General features: G+C 35.7%; 18 protein-coding genes and 4 tRNA genes. 4 read left to right on the forward strand and 18 right to left on the reverse strand.

The genetic code is table 11. The annotated features are described in order from the left end of the window. Position 1 precedes the first annotated feature (1 nt). The 5 genes from C7437_RS15915 to C7437_RS15930 form a co-directional block, all read right to left on the reverse strand. On the reverse strand, positions 2-790 hold the full coding sequence (locus C7437_RS15915) for an alpha/beta hydrolase family protein (RefSeq protein WP_111440995.1): 789 nt from the start codon (positions 788-790) through the stop codon (positions 2-4). Then, a complete protein-coding gene (locus tag C7437_RS15920; RefSeq protein WP_111440996.1) occupies positions 768-1,241 on the reverse strand; it encodes an NUDIX domain-containing protein in 474 nt (157 codons plus the stop codon). The genes C7437_RS15915 and C7437_RS15920 overlap by 23 nt, the downstream gene beginning before the upstream one ends. 124 nt (positions 1,242-1,365) lie before the next feature. Then, on the reverse strand, positions 1,366-1,515 hold the full coding sequence (locus C7437_RS17025; protein WP_170122400.1) for a hypothetical protein: 150 nt from the start codon (positions 1,513-1,515) through the stop codon (positions 1,366-1,368). Further along, positions 1,515-1,844: a transposase gene (locus C7437_RS15925; RefSeq protein ID WP_245909321.1), complete on the reverse strand. Its 330-nt coding sequence runs from the start codon at positions 1,842-1,844 to the stop codon at positions 1,515-1,517. The genes C7437_RS17025 and C7437_RS15925 overlap by 1 nt, the downstream gene beginning before the upstream one ends. A gap of 89 nt (positions 1,845-1,933) precedes the next feature. Beyond that, entirely contained in the window at positions 1,934-2,395 is a 462-nt protein-coding gene (locus tag C7437_RS15930) for a Dps family protein (RefSeq protein WP_111440997.1), read from the reverse strand. Between the two features lie 101 nt (positions 2,396-2,496). Between C7437_RS15930 and C7437_RS17370 the strand changes: the two genes are divergently transcribed. The 3 genes from C7437_RS17370 (at position 2,497) to C7437_RS15940 (ending at position 3,946) form a co-directional block, all read left to right on the forward strand. Next, positions 2,497-2,622: a hypothetical protein gene (locus C7437_RS17370; protein WP_281269981.1), complete on the forward strand. Its 126-nt coding sequence runs from the start codon at positions 2,497-2,499 to the stop codon at positions 2,620-2,622. Continuing rightward, positions 2,622-2,855 (forward strand): membrane protein insertion efficiency factor YidD, encoded by a 234-nt coding sequence (gene yidD / locus C7437_RS15935; RefSeq protein WP_111440998.1) that lies wholly within the window; start codon positions 2,622-2,624, stop codon positions 2,853-2,855. The genes C7437_RS17370 and yidD overlap by 1 nt, the downstream gene beginning before the upstream one ends. A 101-nt stretch (positions 2,856-2,956) precedes the next feature. After that, positions 2,957-3,946, forward strand: coding sequence for a metal ABC transporter solute-binding protein, Zn/Mn family (locus C7437_RS15940; protein ID WP_111440999.1), 990 nt, complete (start codon positions 2,957-2,959; stop codon positions 3,944-3,946). 24 nt (positions 3,947-3,970) lie between these two features. On the opposite strand, the gene C7437_RS15945 is transcribed toward C7437_RS15940, so the two are convergent. The 5 genes from C7437_RS15945 to C7437_RS15965 form a co-directional block, all read right to left on the reverse strand. Then, positions 3,971-5,413: an o-succinylbenzoate--CoA ligase gene (locus C7437_RS15945; protein ID WP_111441000.1), complete on the reverse strand. Its 1,443-nt coding sequence runs from the start codon at positions 5,411-5,413 to the stop codon at positions 3,971-3,973. A 233-nt stretch (positions 5,414-5,646) separates the two neighbouring features. Next, positions 5,647-6,465, reverse strand: coding sequence for a 1,4-dihydroxy-2-naphthoyl-CoA synthase (gene menB, locus C7437_RS15950; protein WP_111441001.1), 819 nt, complete (start codon positions 6,463-6,465; stop codon positions 5,647-5,649). Next, positions 6,462-7,289, reverse strand: a complete 828-nt coding sequence (menH, locus tag C7437_RS15955; protein ID WP_111441002.1) for a 2-succinyl-6-hydroxy-2,4-cyclohexadiene-1-carboxylate synthase — start codon at positions 7,287-7,289, stop codon at positions 6,462-6,464. The genes menB and menH overlap by 4 nt, the downstream gene beginning before the upstream one ends. After that, positions 7,277-8,989, reverse strand: coding sequence for a 2-succinyl-5-enolpyruvyl-6-hydroxy-3-cyclohexene-1-carboxylic-acid synthase (gene menD / locus C7437_RS15960; RefSeq protein ID WP_111441003.1), 1,713 nt, complete (start codon positions 8,987-8,989; stop codon positions 7,277-7,279). The genes menH and menD overlap by 13 nt, the downstream gene beginning before the upstream one ends. After that, on the reverse strand, positions 8,982-10,343 hold the full coding sequence (locus tag C7437_RS15965; RefSeq protein ID WP_111441004.1) for an isochorismate synthase: 1,362 nt from the start codon (positions 10,341-10,343) through the stop codon (positions 8,982-8,984). Before C7437_RS15965 ends, menD begins: the two co-directional genes overlap by 8 nt. Positions 10,344-10,498: 155 nt before the next feature. Between C7437_RS15965 and C7437_RS15970 the strand changes: the two genes are divergently transcribed. Further along, positions 10,499-11,413 carry a 1,4-dihydroxy-2-naphthoate polyprenyltransferase gene (locus C7437_RS15970; protein ID WP_111441005.1) on the forward strand — a complete coding sequence of 305 codons (915 nt, stop codon included), beginning with the start codon at positions 10,499-10,501 and terminating at the stop codon, positions 11,411-11,413. A 124-nt stretch (positions 11,414-11,537) separates the two neighbouring features. On the opposite strand, the gene C7437_RS15975 is transcribed toward C7437_RS15970, so the two are convergent. From C7437_RS15975 to C7437_RS16010, 8 genes are all read right to left on the reverse strand, one after another. Further along, a complete protein-coding gene (locus C7437_RS15975) occupies positions 11,538-12,158 on the reverse strand; it encodes a PepSY domain-containing protein (RefSeq protein ID WP_245909322.1) in 621 nt (206 codons plus the stop codon). A gap of 87 nt (positions 12,159-12,245) precedes the next feature. Further along, a complete protein-coding gene (locus C7437_RS15980) occupies positions 12,246-12,965 on the reverse strand; it encodes a PepSY domain-containing protein (RefSeq protein ID WP_111441006.1) in 720 nt (239 codons plus the stop codon). A 45-nt stretch (positions 12,966-13,010) separates the two neighbouring features. After that, positions 13,011-14,369 (reverse strand): sensor histidine kinase, encoded by a 1,359-nt coding sequence (locus tag C7437_RS15985; protein WP_111441007.1) that lies wholly within the window; start codon positions 14,367-14,369, stop codon positions 13,011-13,013. Continuing rightward, entirely contained in the window at positions 14,359-15,060 is a 702-nt protein-coding gene (locus tag C7437_RS15990; RefSeq protein ID WP_111441008.1) for a response regulator transcription factor, read from the reverse strand. The genes C7437_RS15985 and C7437_RS15990 overlap by 11 nt, the downstream gene beginning before the upstream one ends. Positions 15,061-15,424: 364 nt before the next feature. Next, positions 15,425-15,496: transfer RNA gene (locus C7437_RS15995), tRNA-Glu, on the reverse strand. 9 nt (positions 15,497-15,505) lie between these two features. Continuing rightward, positions 15,506-15,596, reverse strand: a tRNA-Ser gene (locus C7437_RS16000). Between the two features lie 6 nt (positions 15,597-15,602). Further along, a tRNA-Asn gene (locus C7437_RS16005) sits at positions 15,603-15,677 on the reverse strand. Positions 15,678-15,681: 4 nt separating this feature from the next. Then, positions 15,682-15,758 (reverse strand) — tRNA-Ile (locus C7437_RS16010). Between the last annotated feature and the right edge of the window lie 3 nt (positions 15,759-15,761).

The following is a 15,761-nucleotide window of genomic DNA, read 5'->3' on the forward strand; positions in this document are numbered from 1 at the left end:
GTCATACCCCTCTCTGTTTTTTCATCCAAGTGCATGCATCTTTGACGATTTGTCTATTCACTTTACTTGGGAAAAAATGTGTATACTCCGAATAATACCAAGCTTCTACTATTTTATTATTCCCTAATAATGCTTGCTCTAAAACCAATGCATGTTCAAATGATACATTTGTATCTTTTCTTCCGTGAATGATAAGTGACGTAGCTTCTATCTCATTTATCATCGTAAGCGCATCCCTTTTCTCATAAGCCTCCCTATTATTTGTAGGCGTTCCACCAATCACACGCTTCATCATTCTTCTCATATCATTTCTTTCTTCGTATGTAAGATAAATATTAGAAACACCCGACCAAATGACAAGAGAGGTAATATCATTTCGTAAAATGGCTATCCAAAGTGCCATAATTCCACCTCTTGAAAAAGAAAATAGATGAATCCGATTAGGAAGACAAAATAGTTTTAGTACATCTAACCCATAAACAGCATCCATTCGATCCTCTCCAACAAATTCATCTTTTCCTTCCCCACCACGATTTCCACGATAATAAGGAGCAAATACAATGAACCCTTCTGATGCAATTTGTGCAATACGAGCAGGTCGTACCATACCGACACTTTGTATGCCTCCCCGTAAATATAAAATCCCTTCATATTGCCCTTCTTTTTTAGGCTTAGCAAGCATCCCTTTTACTCGTAGACCACAGGACCAATATGTTATTTCTATTAGGGTAATATTTGGATTAGGAGAAGGGTATACACGCATTCTTTCAATACTTCCATTTGGACTCATATTCTTTCACCTTTTCTATGATTGCTTGCATCCCAGCATCTTTCATATGGAAGCTTAACGCAGAACAATTTATAAATTCATCATTTGTTAACCAAACTACACCTTCTGTTTCGTGGCTTGTCAGACCTTCATGAATTTGAACAACATTTGCAACAAAAATTGCCTTACAAAAAGGAAGTTCATCATGAACCATATACTCTGCAATCCATTCAAGTTCTCCTATCAGCACATTCGTCTCCTCGAGCGTTTCGCGAATAGCGGCTTCTACAAGCGTTTCATTTTTTTCTACTTTTCCACCAGGAAATTCAATTCCACGTCTTGGATGTTTGGTTAAAAGCCATGTGTTTTTATACTTGGCTAGCACCAATACATGCATTGTCTTTATTGGAAAGGATTCTTTTACAAATGATAATTCTACTTGAATTCCATTTAAATCTTGAAAAGAAATCATGGTTTCTCCCCCTCGTTCGTTTAGTAATTTTAGCATAAGTATGAAAGAAATGCGCAGGAGCACAGGCCGCTTACGCTAGACAGTATGAAAAAAGACTTAGCTGCCACGCTAAGTCTTTGATAATTTATTCTTTTGCTTTGTAATTTTTTCCTCCTTCTTCTCTATTTTGTGCTTGGTTCACTTTAGATTTATCCTGAGGAGATTGATTTAAAATTGAACTTGCATTTCGATATGTTATAGGCGTTTCATTTCCTTTTCGATTGATCGTTTTCATTAATAGTTTACCTCCTTTCGTAGCGTAAAGTAGGGTAGCTGTTCGATAAATGACCTTGCTTCGTCTGTACCAAATTCATGAATCCATGCATACACTTTTTTTATTCTTATGTCATACTCATCATTTTCACCGTCTAAATGATAAGGCTTTATAGGCACATGCGCTCTCCAGAAATTTTTACTTTGAACTTGTTTGAGCTGATCAAACAGTCTTTCAAAAACTTTTATTTCATTTCTTTGGGCTGTAACTTCATATTCCCAAGCTGACTCATCCGGAAAAGCATACATTTGCTGATGATTTATGGAGATATATACTTTGTATAAAGTCATTTTCACACATCCTTTTATAAAAGTATGTCCAAAAAACGAAAAAGCATGCACCAAAAATCTGGCGCATACTTTATCAAATTTATCACACTTTATGATTTACTAGACGTATTTGTATCCCCTAAAAATGCATTGAGCATCCATTGGTGTTTTTCGATTTGTTGATAGACAGCATTTAAAACATCCTCCGTCATATCATCTTCATCTTTTGCCGCTTCATCCATACCTTTTTTTAATGATTTCATAATTTTATTAAAATCTTTTACAATTATTTCAACCATTTCATCGGCAGTTTCTTTATTTGAAGCTTCTTTTACAACTGAATGCTCTAAATGTTCAGCCAAAGTAGCTACTGGAGTTCCTCCAAGTGTTAACAAACGCTCAGCGATTTCATCCATATGTAGCGTTGCTTCGTTATATAATTCTTCAAATTTTGCATGTAAAGTAAAGAAAGAAGGTCCTTTTACATACCAATGGAAATTGTGTAACTTTGTATACATAACCGACCAAGTTGCAACTTGCTTGTTTAGCTCTTTATTCAATGCTGCTGACATAATCTTGTCACTCTCCCTTAAATAATAGTTGCTTTCTCTTTTAATATACCTCATTATTCCTTACAATAAACTTAAACAATATAATTATGGAGTGATTGATCATGGTATTTTGGATTTTAGGTTTAGCAGTAATTGTTAGTGTAGTTGGCTTTACTTTTTTATATAAACTAGCGATGAATGACAAGTCCGATAGTATTGATCCTAAACCAAAAAGTGTAGAGAAATAATGAAGAAATTACTGATAGGTATTATTCGCATATACCAAAAGTTCATTTCTCCATTGTCACCTCCAAGTTGTCGATTCTATCCCACATGTTCTCATTATGGATTAGAAGCAGTAGAAAAACACGGTTCCATAAAGGGCAGTTATTTGGCAGTAAAGAGAATCTCTAAATGTCATCCCTTTCATGAAGGTGGATTTGACCCCGTTCCAGATGAGTGGCCTTTGAAGAAAAAATAATTCAAAGGCTTTTTTTCTTGCCTTTTATTAAAAAGTGCTGTAAGCTAATAAAGTTCTTATTTTTTAAAACGTAATGGTTACTATTTAGGAGATGAAAAAAGTTGAAGAAAACTTCCCTTATACTATTAGTTTTACTACTAACCTTATTTACAGCTGCATGTGGCAATCAAGAAGCAACAAGTACTGAAGAGAATAATACCATTCAAATCTATACAACTGTCTATCCACTACAGTATTTTGCTGAACGAATTGGCGGAGATGCCGTAAATGTAGCATCAATATATCCAGCTGGAGCAAATGAGCACACATTTGAACCAACACAAAAAGATATGATCGCACTTGCTGATGCTGATTTATTTTTCTACATAGGATTAGGTTTAGAAGGATTTGTTGAGAACGCTAAAAAAACATTGACGGGTGAAAATGTAAAATTAGTTGCAGCAGTAGATTCCGTATCTGATGATCTGTTAATGACAAGTGACCATGATGATCACGAAGAAGTAGCTACTGAGGAAGAACATGAAGAAGTTGTCCTTGAAGAGACTGGTCACGAAGGGCATGATCACGGAGAAACAGATCCTCATGTTTGGATTTCACCTAAAATTAGTCAAAGTCTTGCTTTATCTATAAAAGACTCGCTAATTGAAGCTGCTCCAGATCAAAAAGAACTATTCGTACAAAACTATGATGTATTAGTAGAAGAATTACAACAGTTAGATACCGATTTTGACGAAATGGCGCATGCTGCTACTAACAAAACATTCTTCGTATCCCATGAAGCTTTCGGTTATATTGCTAACACATACGGTTTAGAACAAATAGCTATCGCTGGTCTAAACTCCCAAAATGAGCCTTCTCAAAAAGAACTGACTGCAATTATTAAGCTAGCAAAAGAACATGAAATTGAATATATTCTGTTTGAACAAAATATTTCCTCTAAACTTACAGAAGTTATCCAACAAGAAGTTGGAGCAAAAAATTTAATATTGCATAATTTAGGAGTTCTATCCCAAGAAGACATTGATAACAACGAAACATACTTTACCTTGATGAACAAAAACTTAGAAACATTAAAAACTGTTTTAAATTAATAAGTACAATCACCTAATGTTAAATCAATCGACATTAGGTGATTTTTTTATTGTATTTAATAATTCTCTTCTTAGCAATTTATTTGAAGCACTTCTAGGAAGCTGTTCCACGATATAATAGTCAACTGGTTGCTTATAGCTTGCTAATTTGTCTTTCACAAACTCTTTTAATTCCTCAATTGATGCATCTTTTTTTAAAACTACAAATGCTACTGGAACTTTTCCCCATGTATCATCTGATCTCCCTGTTACTCCTGCTTCCTTGACAGCAGAATGTTTTGTTAAAACTTGCTCAATTTCTGCTGGATAAATATTTTCACCACCGGAAATAATCATATCTGAGCGGCGATCTAAGACGAATAGATAACCTTCCTCATCTAAGTAACCAATGTCCCCCGTATGAAGCCATCCGTTCACTTGTGGGTTAATAGAAGACGCGTTTCCAACATAACCAGTTGTAACATGTGGGCCTTTAATGCAAATTTCACCAATTTTTTCTTCTCCATCAATCTTTACATCTGCAAAAAATAATGGTTTTCCAGCTGATCCTAATTTTCGGATTGCATCTTCAGCTGCCAAAGTAGTTGTCTGAGAAGAAGTTTCTGTCATTCCATACGATTGCAAAACAGGTATGTTCCGTTCAATTGCTCGCTCCAAATAATTTAGGGGAACAGGACCTCCTCCTACAATCATTGATTGGAACGTGTTTGGGAACAAAAGATTCTTCTTCTCCAGTATAGTGATCATTCTTTCTAGCGACACAGCAACAATAGACATTCTTGTAACAGTTCCAGTCAAAATTTCTTCCACTGCTTTTTCTGCATCGAACTTGGAATGTAAACTAACAGTCATTCCATACAAAACAGAACGCATTAATATAGAAAATCCACTAATATGAAATAGAGGCATATTACATAACCAACAATCATTCGGTTGCACGCCAATATTAAGTGCAGACCCTGTTGCACTCATAACATGATTTTCAAGTGATTGACGAACTCCTTTTGCTCTCCCTGTTGTTCCAGATGTATACATAATGGTAATCGTTCGCTGTCTTGGCCACTCTTTTTCAATTTCTAATTGCGTTGGTATAGCTGCATAAACATCCTTAAAGGAAATAATGTTAGCAGATGCTAAATTTCTTTTTTCGTGCGAATCTACTAACAAATAGTCTGCTTGGCTATCTGCTAATTGATAGCTCAATTCTTCTTCTGTTAATCGTTCATTTAACATAACTAATTCACAGCCTAGTTGCATGCAACCATGTAAGGCAAACATTAATTCCTGATTAGAAGAAGCTAAAATAGCAATTCTCATACCAGGTTGTATACCTTTTGAGCTGAGTTTCTGAGCAAATAGCGTCGCTTCTTGATACATTTGATCAAATGTCCAGTCTTCCCCCGAAAACCTTAGCCCTACTCTATTCGGCGTTAATGCAGCTCTCTTTGCCAATAAATTTGGATACATTAATAATAAACCCCTTTCAATAAGAAAAGCGCAAGCGCCTATTACTGCCCCGACAGGCAAATGGGGAATCGCGAGGAGGCAGCTCCTCAGCCACCGCAGTGATTCCCCATTTGACCCCGAGGGGCAAGGCGCTGGAGCTAGACAGTTTATGCAGAAATTTTATATACTTTCTTATCTAATAAAAAAACTGCCCTTTTAAAAGGACAGCTACTTTAACATTCATTCTCCACTAATCAAGGGAAACGTGGGAATTGACCAAAATCAGGTTTACGTTTTTCTTTAAATGCATCGCGACCTTCTTTTGCTTCCTCCGTTGTATAGTAAAGAAGTGTAGCGTCTCCAGCCATTTGTTGAAGTCCAGCTATTCCATCTGTATCTGCATTCATCGCAGCTTTGATGAATCGAAGTGCAGTAGGGCTCATACCCAACATTTCTTCACACCATTTAACTGTTTCGTCTTCTAATTGTTCGTAAGGAACAACCGTATTTACTAATCCCATATCAAGTGCTTCTTGTGCATTGTATTGACGGCATAAAAACCAAATTTCACGTGCTTTTTTATGTCCAACAATACGTGCTAAATAACCAGAACCGTATCCAGCATCAAATGAACCAACTTTCGGTCCAGTTTGTCCGAAAATAGCATTATCAGCTGCAATAGTTAAGTCACAAACAACATGTAGTACGTGTCCACCGCCAATAGCAAAACCTGCTACCATTGCTACTACTGGTTTCGGAGTTACACGAATTAAACGTTGTAAATCAAGAACGTTTAAACGAGGAATCTCGTCTTCTCCCACATATCCACCATGTCCACGTACTTTTTGATCTCCACCTGAACAGAATGCTTTCTCACCTTCACCTGTTAAAATAATAACACCTACATTTGAATCGTCACGAGCAATCGTGAATGCTTCTAATAATTCTTTTACCGTTTTTGGACGAAAAGCATTGCGGACTTCTGGACGATTAATTGTAATTTTTGCAATTCCATTATACGTTTCATACTTGATATCTTCGTATGTACGTTCTGTAACCCATTGACGTGTCATTGAGAATCCTCCTCTATAATAACTTCCTTTATTATTGTAGCAAATATTTCAGGTTTTTCCACATGTATTGCATGTCCAGCATCTTTTACTTCTTTCCATTCTGCATTAGGTAGGATTTTTTGCATTTGTTTCGCTATTTCACTAAACTTTTTATCCAATTCTCCTGTTAATAGTAAAATAGGAAAGTCCAGTTGGGCTAGCTTCCCCCAATATGAAAACTGTACGCCAGTACTAAACCCTATCAAACTATTACTCAATCCAATTTTAGACTGTGCTAATCGCTCATTTCGAATGAATTGTCGTTTTTCAGCTGATAAACTTTTTTGGGAATCAAACAATGCAATACTCTCCCAAAAATCTACAAATGATTCATGATTCTCGGCTATTAGTTTATTTGCAATAACTTCATCAGCTTTTTTACGCGCAGCTCTTGCCTCTTCATCTTCTAGACCTGGCGAACTGCTCTCTAAAATTAATTGGCTAACCGAATATTTTTCGGCGTAAGCTAAAGCTAAACGCCCTCCCATCGAATATCCGACTAGCGTGAAATCAGTCCAATTCAATTGGAGAAATAATTCATTTAAATCTTCTATTTGTTGTTCCACATAATATCGTGCAGGATCGACAGGACTGGCTGTATCTCCATGACCAATTAAATCTATCGCTAATATCTCTACAGTATTAGGAAGATATGTAATTACCTCTTCCCAAGTTTTTGTAGATCCAGTAAATCCATGTAAAAACGCTACTTTCATTGGTGCACCAATATTTGCTCTTCTAATATGTGTATCGAGCGATCGAATTTTTAAATTCATGCTTTCCATACGACATCTAACTCCTTTGAAATAGCTGTCCATAATGAGCGATGAGTTTGCGTATTTTCTTCACGATTCGTAAACACTTCAATGATGCGGATATCTTTTATTTTGGGTTGTAGTAAAACGTTTTTCAAATCTTCCTTTGTATGAACTGCATCATATTGTGCATGATACATGGCTGCAATATGAGAAAATTCGAGTCCAGTCGGTGTTCCAAATAAATCTTCGAAATAGGTTCCTTCTGTGGATTGAGGCAAGTAAGAGAAAATTCCTCCTCCATCATTATTCATTACGACAATCGTCATATTACTTTTTTGGAATCTGCTAATAATTAAGCCATTCACATCATGTAAAAATGCTAAATCGCCTATTAACAAATAACCTGGACGCTTTGTCGCTGCTTGCACACCAAATGCAGTAGAAACAACTCCGTCAATCCCATTTGTACCACGATTACAATAGATTTGAATATCTCTCGATGTTTTGTTGAAAAAAGTATCAACATCACGAATTGGCATGCTACTACTCGCAAACAAATCAATACCTTCCGCTAATGTTTCAAACAGCACACCTGCAAGTGCACCCTCATCTGCTTCTTGTTCAATATATAATTGAATATGTTTTGTTGCAATATCATTCGCTTTTGACCAGTTTTCTAAATAAGTAGAAGTTTTTTTGTTACTCATTTGAACCCACAGAGAACTTGCACCAGCTTGAATATGGTGTGTCACTACTTGAAGTGAATCTCTAAAAATAGGACTTTCGTCAACGGCTATAAATATTTTTGGGTTACATGCTTTTAAAAATAATGATAGTGGTTTAGAAACTGGTTGTGCACCAAATCTAATAACGACTTGTGGAACCACTTTTTCTTTAAATACCTCATTTTTTAATAGTGCATCGTATTGATCTATACACAAGTGAAAACAATCTTCTGGAACGGAAGCCCTCAAGTTAGATAATGGGTCTGCTAACACTGGCCATTGTAATGACCTTGCGAATTCCCAAAATCCTTCTATTGTCTGAAGAGAATCTCCAACTATAAGCAATCCATTTGTTTCATGAAGTAATAATTCTCGGTACCAATGCATGAAATCATCACTTGCTACAAGTTTTCCAACCTCTGAGAAGTGAACTTGTGTAACAGGTAATTGCTGCTCCATATCGATTAAAAGCGGTTCACGAAAAGGAACATTAATATGAACTGGTCCCATAGGTAATGTTTTTGTTGTAGAAATTGCCCGATGAATATGACGTTCAATAAATGCTAAGCTCTCAGGATTATCTTCTGGTATTGGAAAATCAACTGTCCATTTTACATGCTTTCCATATAGATTAATCTGATCAATAGCTTGTGGTGCTCCCACTTCCCGTAATTCATGTGGACGGTCTGCAGTTATAACTAATAACGGAATACGTGCATAATACGCTTCTACAATCGCTGGAAAGAAATTTGCCGCTGCAGTTCCAGACGTACAAAGCAATACAACTGGTGATTTTTTCGCTTTAGCAATGCCTAGTGCAAAAAAGGCAGCTGACCTTTCATCAATTTGTTTATAAAATTCAATTCCTTCACTTTTTGCAAACGCGTATGCAAGAGGCGTAGATCTAGAACCTGGACAAATAACAACATCCTTTATACCAGCTTTTTTTACTGTTTCAACAAATTGATTCACGTAGGACGTTAAATACGCTGTATTATTCATTCATTTTCCCTCCAAACGTACGAAGCATCGGCCGAAACTTCACTCTTGTTTCTTCAAATTCATCAATTGATGACGACTCTGCAACGATTCCTCCACCCGCGTATAAATAAGCATGTTGGTTTTCAAGCAGCGCAGATCGTATCCCAACGACAAACTCTCCGTCTCCTTCTGAATTTATCCAACCAATCGGAGCTGCATAATAGCCACGATTCATATGCTCAGATTCACGAATAATTTTCACCGCTTCCATTCTTGGTTCTCCCCCTAAAGCAGGAGTAGGATGAAGTGCTTCTACCAATTCAAAAAGAGAAGAATCTTGCTTTAGACGGCCTTCAATTGGTGTAAATAAGTGTTGAATATCTCTAATTTTCATTAATTTTGGCCTTGATGGTAGCTTAATATCCTCACAATACTTAGTAAACACTTGTTGAATCATGTCCACGACATACTTATGTTCACCTAAGTTTTTAGAATCAACCAATAGGCCTTCTCCTAGTTGTTTATCTTCTATCGAGTTTTTTCCACGTTTCACAGAGCCTGCAATCCCTGAAGATTGAACCTGGCCCTTTTCCACTTTTACTAATCTTTCAGGTGTTGCTCCAAAGAACATCTTGTCCTCTTTTTCTAATCCAAATAAATAACTTTCTGGCTGCTCGTTGGATGCATTATAAATTGCAGTTGCAGCTGAAAAAGCATGATTAAATGTTAGTTTTAACGATCGACCAATAACTACTTTTTTTACTTCATCTTGTTTAATACGTTTTGTAACATCTTCTACTGCATTTAAGTATTCCTCTTTTAAACGATCTTCTCTTTCAATAATTTCCGGTTTTTCATGCACCTTCAACTCTTTTACTTGAGCAGTATGGATCAGAGTATCGCGCTCAATTCGTAAGTGTTCAAATGCCTCAGCACTTTCTTGCTCTTCTGTTATATAATGGATACTAACGAAAGCCTGCTCATTACGAATAACTAATTGAAAAGTAGCTACAGTAAAAAACGCGGATGGAAATGTATCCCATTCAGATGAAATCTTATTACTTGGATCAAATGCAAATCCTCCAAAAAGAATGGGGGAAACATCCACTACTTCTTTTAAGGAAGACTGGCATAATTCCTTCCATTTTGTGTCAATGTCACTATATCTATTCTCTTTATAATTGTTCGATATAATATGCGCATGGCCTAAGCCTACTAAAGTTAATGTTTTTTCTTTGTTTTCCCAGAAAAAACGCTTCCCTTTATATTTTTCATCTCCTGCTTCAAAAAATGCATGAGCTGATAATCTTGAAACCTCTATAGTTTCTGTATAAAAGCGTAATGTTGTATTTTTATGACCGGTGGTTTTCGGCATTCATATTACCTCCGTATATATTACCTACTAATTAGTAGAGAGTCATTAAAACCTCTATCCTTAATCATACCTCTTTCTTCACTTTTCGGCACACATTTTAGCATAAATGTATGCTAAAATTGAAGTTGGATTATTTAAAAGGAGAGAAATATTTTATGTCAGAAGAACTTCAAGTAGACAAGGGTTGGCGTGTTTGGTGGAAACTAACTAGACCCCATACTCTAACCGCTTCATTTGCTCCTGTATTTTTAGGAACGATGATTGCACTTTATTACACCAATATTAACTGGCTTTTATTTTTAGCCATGTTATTTGCCTGTCTTTTCATACAAGCAGCTACTAATATGTTCAATGAGTACTATGATTTTGCACGAGGATTGGATACAGAAGAGTCAGTTGGTATTGGTGGTGCAATCGTACGTAATGGAGTAAAACCTAAAACAGTAATGCAACTAGCACTACTATTATACGGGATTGCCGCAATTCTTGGTATTTATATTTGCTATGAATCCTCTTGGTTATTATTAGTAGTTGGTGGTATTTCTATGCTTATAGGATACTTATACACTGGTGGACCTTATCCCATCGCCTATACACCGTTTGGCGAGTTATTTAGTGGAGTAGTCATGGGTATGTTAATCGTATTAATTTCTACATTTATACAAGTTGGGTCTATCCCTAACTTTTCTATTTTGCTTTCCATTCCAAGTGTATTACTTGTAGCAGCTATCATGCTAGCTAACAATATACGAGATTTGGAAGAGGACAAAAAAGGTGGTAGAAAGACACTGGCTATCTTAGTTGGTAGAAAAAATGCAATTACTATTCTATCTTCTTTCTTTGTTATTTCTTACCTCTGGATTGTCATTTTAGTTATTTTACAAATTGTAACTCCATGGGCTTTATTGGTTGTATTAAGTTTGAAAAAACCAATACATGCCATTAAAGTATTTAGAGAAAAAGAAAATTCACCTGAAGTTGGACTTGCAATGAAAGATACAGCATTAACAAATACAATTTTTGTTTTCTTACTGGGAATTGGATTGCTTATTGGATATGTTCTATTATAAGTAAAGCGTAAGCGCCTATCTCTGTCCGTAGGCAAATCAAAACGTAAGTAAATAAAAGCCATGAATGAGATAACTTACAAATATCTCATTCATGGCTTTTTACTATCCAGATTATTATTACTGATTAATTATCATCGCGATCTTTTTCAAATTCAATAATTGCACCTGTTACTGCATTAATTGCTATTTCATATTCATACGTTCCATCATGCGTTTCAATTTCATATACATACTGACCATCATCTTCATCTAATTCTACTTTTGTAACATTTCCTTTTGCTTTTTGAAGGGCTATTGAAATAGCTTTATCTTGAGAAATAAACGAAGTCGTTGATGCTATTGATTGATTTACTACTTTATCATCATCGTCGTCATTCGTTTTTGTTGTTTCCTGTTGAGCAACTGTTTGTGGTGTTCCGGATACTACTTTTTCTTGTTCGTCATCGTCATCTAAATTTTCTTTTTCAGTTTTCAATAATTCCCCTGTTATTGCATCGAACTTCAAGTCATAATCAAAATCTGCTGTAAGAACTTCTACTTCGTATACTTTTCTATTCCAATCATCATCTAATTCAATACTTGTAACCTTACCTGAAACTTCTTTTAAAGCCATTTTTTTAACCTCGTCTACAGCCAATATCGTATTATTGTCTGCTTTTGCTAAGAAATCTGTGTTCATGGAAATAACTGTACCACCTATTAAAGTTGTCGCTACCAATGCCGGAATTACTATCCATTTTTTCACGTTATTTCTCCTCCTTTTGTTGTTACCTTTATCTTAAACAACGAAGATGAGGATAAAAGGTGAGTAACATTAGAATTTGATGAGAGGCTAATCATCCAATGTAACAGAAAGTATTTTTCCTGAAATTGCATGCACTTGGATCACAGCGTCTTGATCATCATCCCCATCAATCTCAACTAAAAAGTAACCCCCCTCATTTGTTTTTTCAAATGAGACATCCTCTAGCTCTCCACTTAGTCGAGATTGAGCAATTTCTATAGCTTTACTTTCTGAGATTAATGTTGGAGTAATTTGTTTTCCTGTTATTTGTTGACTAATAATAGTCCCTTTTTTACCGTCCATAACTAGATTTATTATTTCTTTATTTGACTCAACTTGAATAGAATATCGTTCTGTCACTTTTTGATATGCTACTACTTTCACAGTACCTTCAAACTTTTCTTGAACATTTGCCACAATTTCTTGTTCTGTTAACAAAGGTTCTTCCTCCAAAACAATATCTTTAGATTCAATTGGTGCAGCAGAAACTTTTTTCATCGTATTTACTTTACCAGTAGTTGCATCTAGCTTCATTGCGTAAATAGCATCTTTACTTTCCATTTCTACTTCATATTCATTATTTCCAGTTATAATCATGGACTTTACTTTTCCACTATATGTTTCTTCAATCTTCGTTCGTAACTCATCACTCGAAATTGGCTCTACTTTTGTAATCGTATTCCATATATATAATCCTAGGATTATTGCTGCTATTAATATCACGAATACAATAAGATAAGAAACTGAAATTCTTTTATTATTTACCATAAATACACCTCCAGCTAGGTTTTCCTTTAGTATACAAAAGAAACATTAGAAATTGATGAGATTGTCGGACTTTGGCAAATGTATAATAAAAGAGGTTCCTATCCCACGTTCACTCTCGATTTTAATCTCTCCATGAAGTGAAACCACTATTTCCTTTGCAATGGCTAAACCTAGTCCCGTTCCACCCATTTTCCTACTTCTTCCTTCATCGATACGATAAAATCGTTCAAATAAGTATGGTAAATATTTTACATCTATTCCTTCTCCAAAGTCTTGGACAGAAATTGTTACATAATTATTTTCTTCTTGAATTGAAACAATAATTTCATGTTCACTATATTTCCTAGCATTATCTAATAAAATAAATAAAAGTTGTTTTAATTTTGCCTCATTTGTATATGCATCAACAGATAGATCTCCAGTCAATTGAAATTTTCTATTATATGCTTGCTTCATTTGAGATAAAGTTTCCTCTACTATCTTTTGTATCGAAACATATACAAATTGAATATCACCGTTTTCTCTATATTTTGCAGCTTGCAGCATTTGTTCAATCATCACACGCATGCGACTTGATTCCATTAATATCGCTTTAATTGCTTCATTTGATACCTCTTTATTATCAAATCCCCTTCTATTTAGAAGGCTTGCATAGCTCTCTATAACCGTTAAAGGAGTCTTTAATTCATGCGATGCATTAGAAACAAATTGTTCTTGTTTAACAAAATTTTGTTCTAATTGTTCCATCATTTCATTAAAAGTTAAACTAAGTGTCGCTAATTCGTCTTTTCGATTATGTTCAATGTCAATTGTTTCATACGTACCAGATTTTCTACTTTTAGACATTGTAAGGATGAGTGAATCAATTGGTTTTGTCACTAACTTCCCTAATGCAACACTTGAAGCTAATATTGGTAGCATCGAAAAGACTGTTACACCTATTAATATCAATCTTAATTGCTCCATATTTTGCTGAACATCTTCCAACATCTGTGAAAACTGAAGTTGTACAATAGAACCATCTACCCATATCGTTGGAACTGCAGTAGAAAGTAAGGGTATACCATTCCACTCCTGTATGGTATAAGCATTGCCACCATGCTCTATTGTTACCTGTTCAATCCCTTCTGCTGATTGAACTTGAGTAAGCACCCTATTATCGGACCCTATCACTCGAATAGAGCCATTAGGGGGCATATAAGCACGTAAAATAGTATTGGGGTCAATTAATTCATCCGCTTTTGCTAAAGCAGCTATTAATTCTTCTGATCGTTTGCTTAATTGGTTATATTCTGTATCATAAGCCATTCTTTCAAAAAGCTGATAGATAAAAACAGTCATGAATACAATTACTATTAACATCAAAGCAGTAGAGAAAAGATGAATTTTAGTCTTAAGTTTCATCTTCCTTCTCCTTTAATACGTATCCAACACCTCTCACGGTTTGTAAGAGTGTCACCTGCTGTTCAAAGTCAATTTTCTTTCGAATATATCTTACATAAACGTCTACTACATTGGTGTCCCCGAAATAATCGAATCCCCATACAGCATCTAATATTTGTTCCCTGGTTAAGACTTGTTTAGGATGCTTGATAAAATACAGCAGTAAATCATATTCTCTTGGCGTTAAGTCAAAAACTTGATCATTCCTTTTAACTTCTCGTAACTGATGAGTAATCGTTAAATCGGAATATCGATAGACATCTTGCTCTACCTTTTCTTCTTTTTTTGAAAATCTCAATGCAACTCTAATTCTTGCAAGCAACTCTTCAAAATCAAATGGTTTTGTGACATAATCATTTGCTCCTAAGTCGAGTGCCGCCACTTTGTCCTTCACATCGTTTTTTGCTGTTAGTAAAATAACAGGTGTTGATGTATCTGAAGTACGGATTCTTTTCAAAACGTCAAGTCCGCTCATTTTAGGGAGCATCCAATCAAGTAATAGCAGATTCCATTCCCCTTCTCGATATTTGATCAATCCTTCTGTACCTGTATATGCTATTTCAGTCTCATATCCTTCAAATTCCAATTCAAGTTGCAATACGCGTGCTATATTCTCTTCATCTTCGACAATTAATATTCGCTCTTTAGTCATTATATTTCACCTATCCTTTCTTTTGCCTTTTAAGAATAGTATTTCATAGATAAAACGGTTGTACAATATATGACGTTGGTGAAATAAGAAAATCGGAAGCGCCTATCTCTGCCTCGATAGGTAAGGCTGCTTGCGCTAGACAGATACTCTGTAGCAATGTATAGACTTTATCTTATCTCTAAAAAAAGACTGCCTACAAAAAAACAGTTTTGCTGACTTTCTGGACAGTCCAGTGACAAATACGTAAATCAATTATAGCCGACTAAAATTCTTCTCCAATATCATTTGACAAAGAACCATAAAAATAGATAATAAAAAAAGACAACCAAATGAATGATTGTCTTTTTTCTTATAACTCTTATTATGACCCCTACGGGATTCGAACCCGTGTTACCGCCGTGAAAGGGCGGTGTCTTAACCGCTTGACCAAGGGGCCTAAAATATATGGCGGAGAAGGAGGGATTTGAACCCTCGCACCGGTCGCCCGATCTACACCCTTAGCAGGGGCGCCTCTTCAGCCACTTGAGTACTTCCCCATATATTGGCTCCGAAGGTAGGACTCGAACCTACGACCAATCGATTAACAGTCGATTGCTCTACCACTGAGCTACTTCGGAATAGTGGTGGGCCTAAATGGACTCGAACCATCGACCTCACGCTTATCAGGCGTGCGCTCTAACCAGCTGAGCTATAGGCCCACT

Source organism: Psychrobacillus insolitus (assembly GCF_003254155.1).
In the GTDB taxonomy this organism is placed as follows: domain Bacteria; phylum Bacillota; class Bacilli; order Bacillales_A; family Planococcaceae; genus Psychrobacillus; species Psychrobacillus insolitus.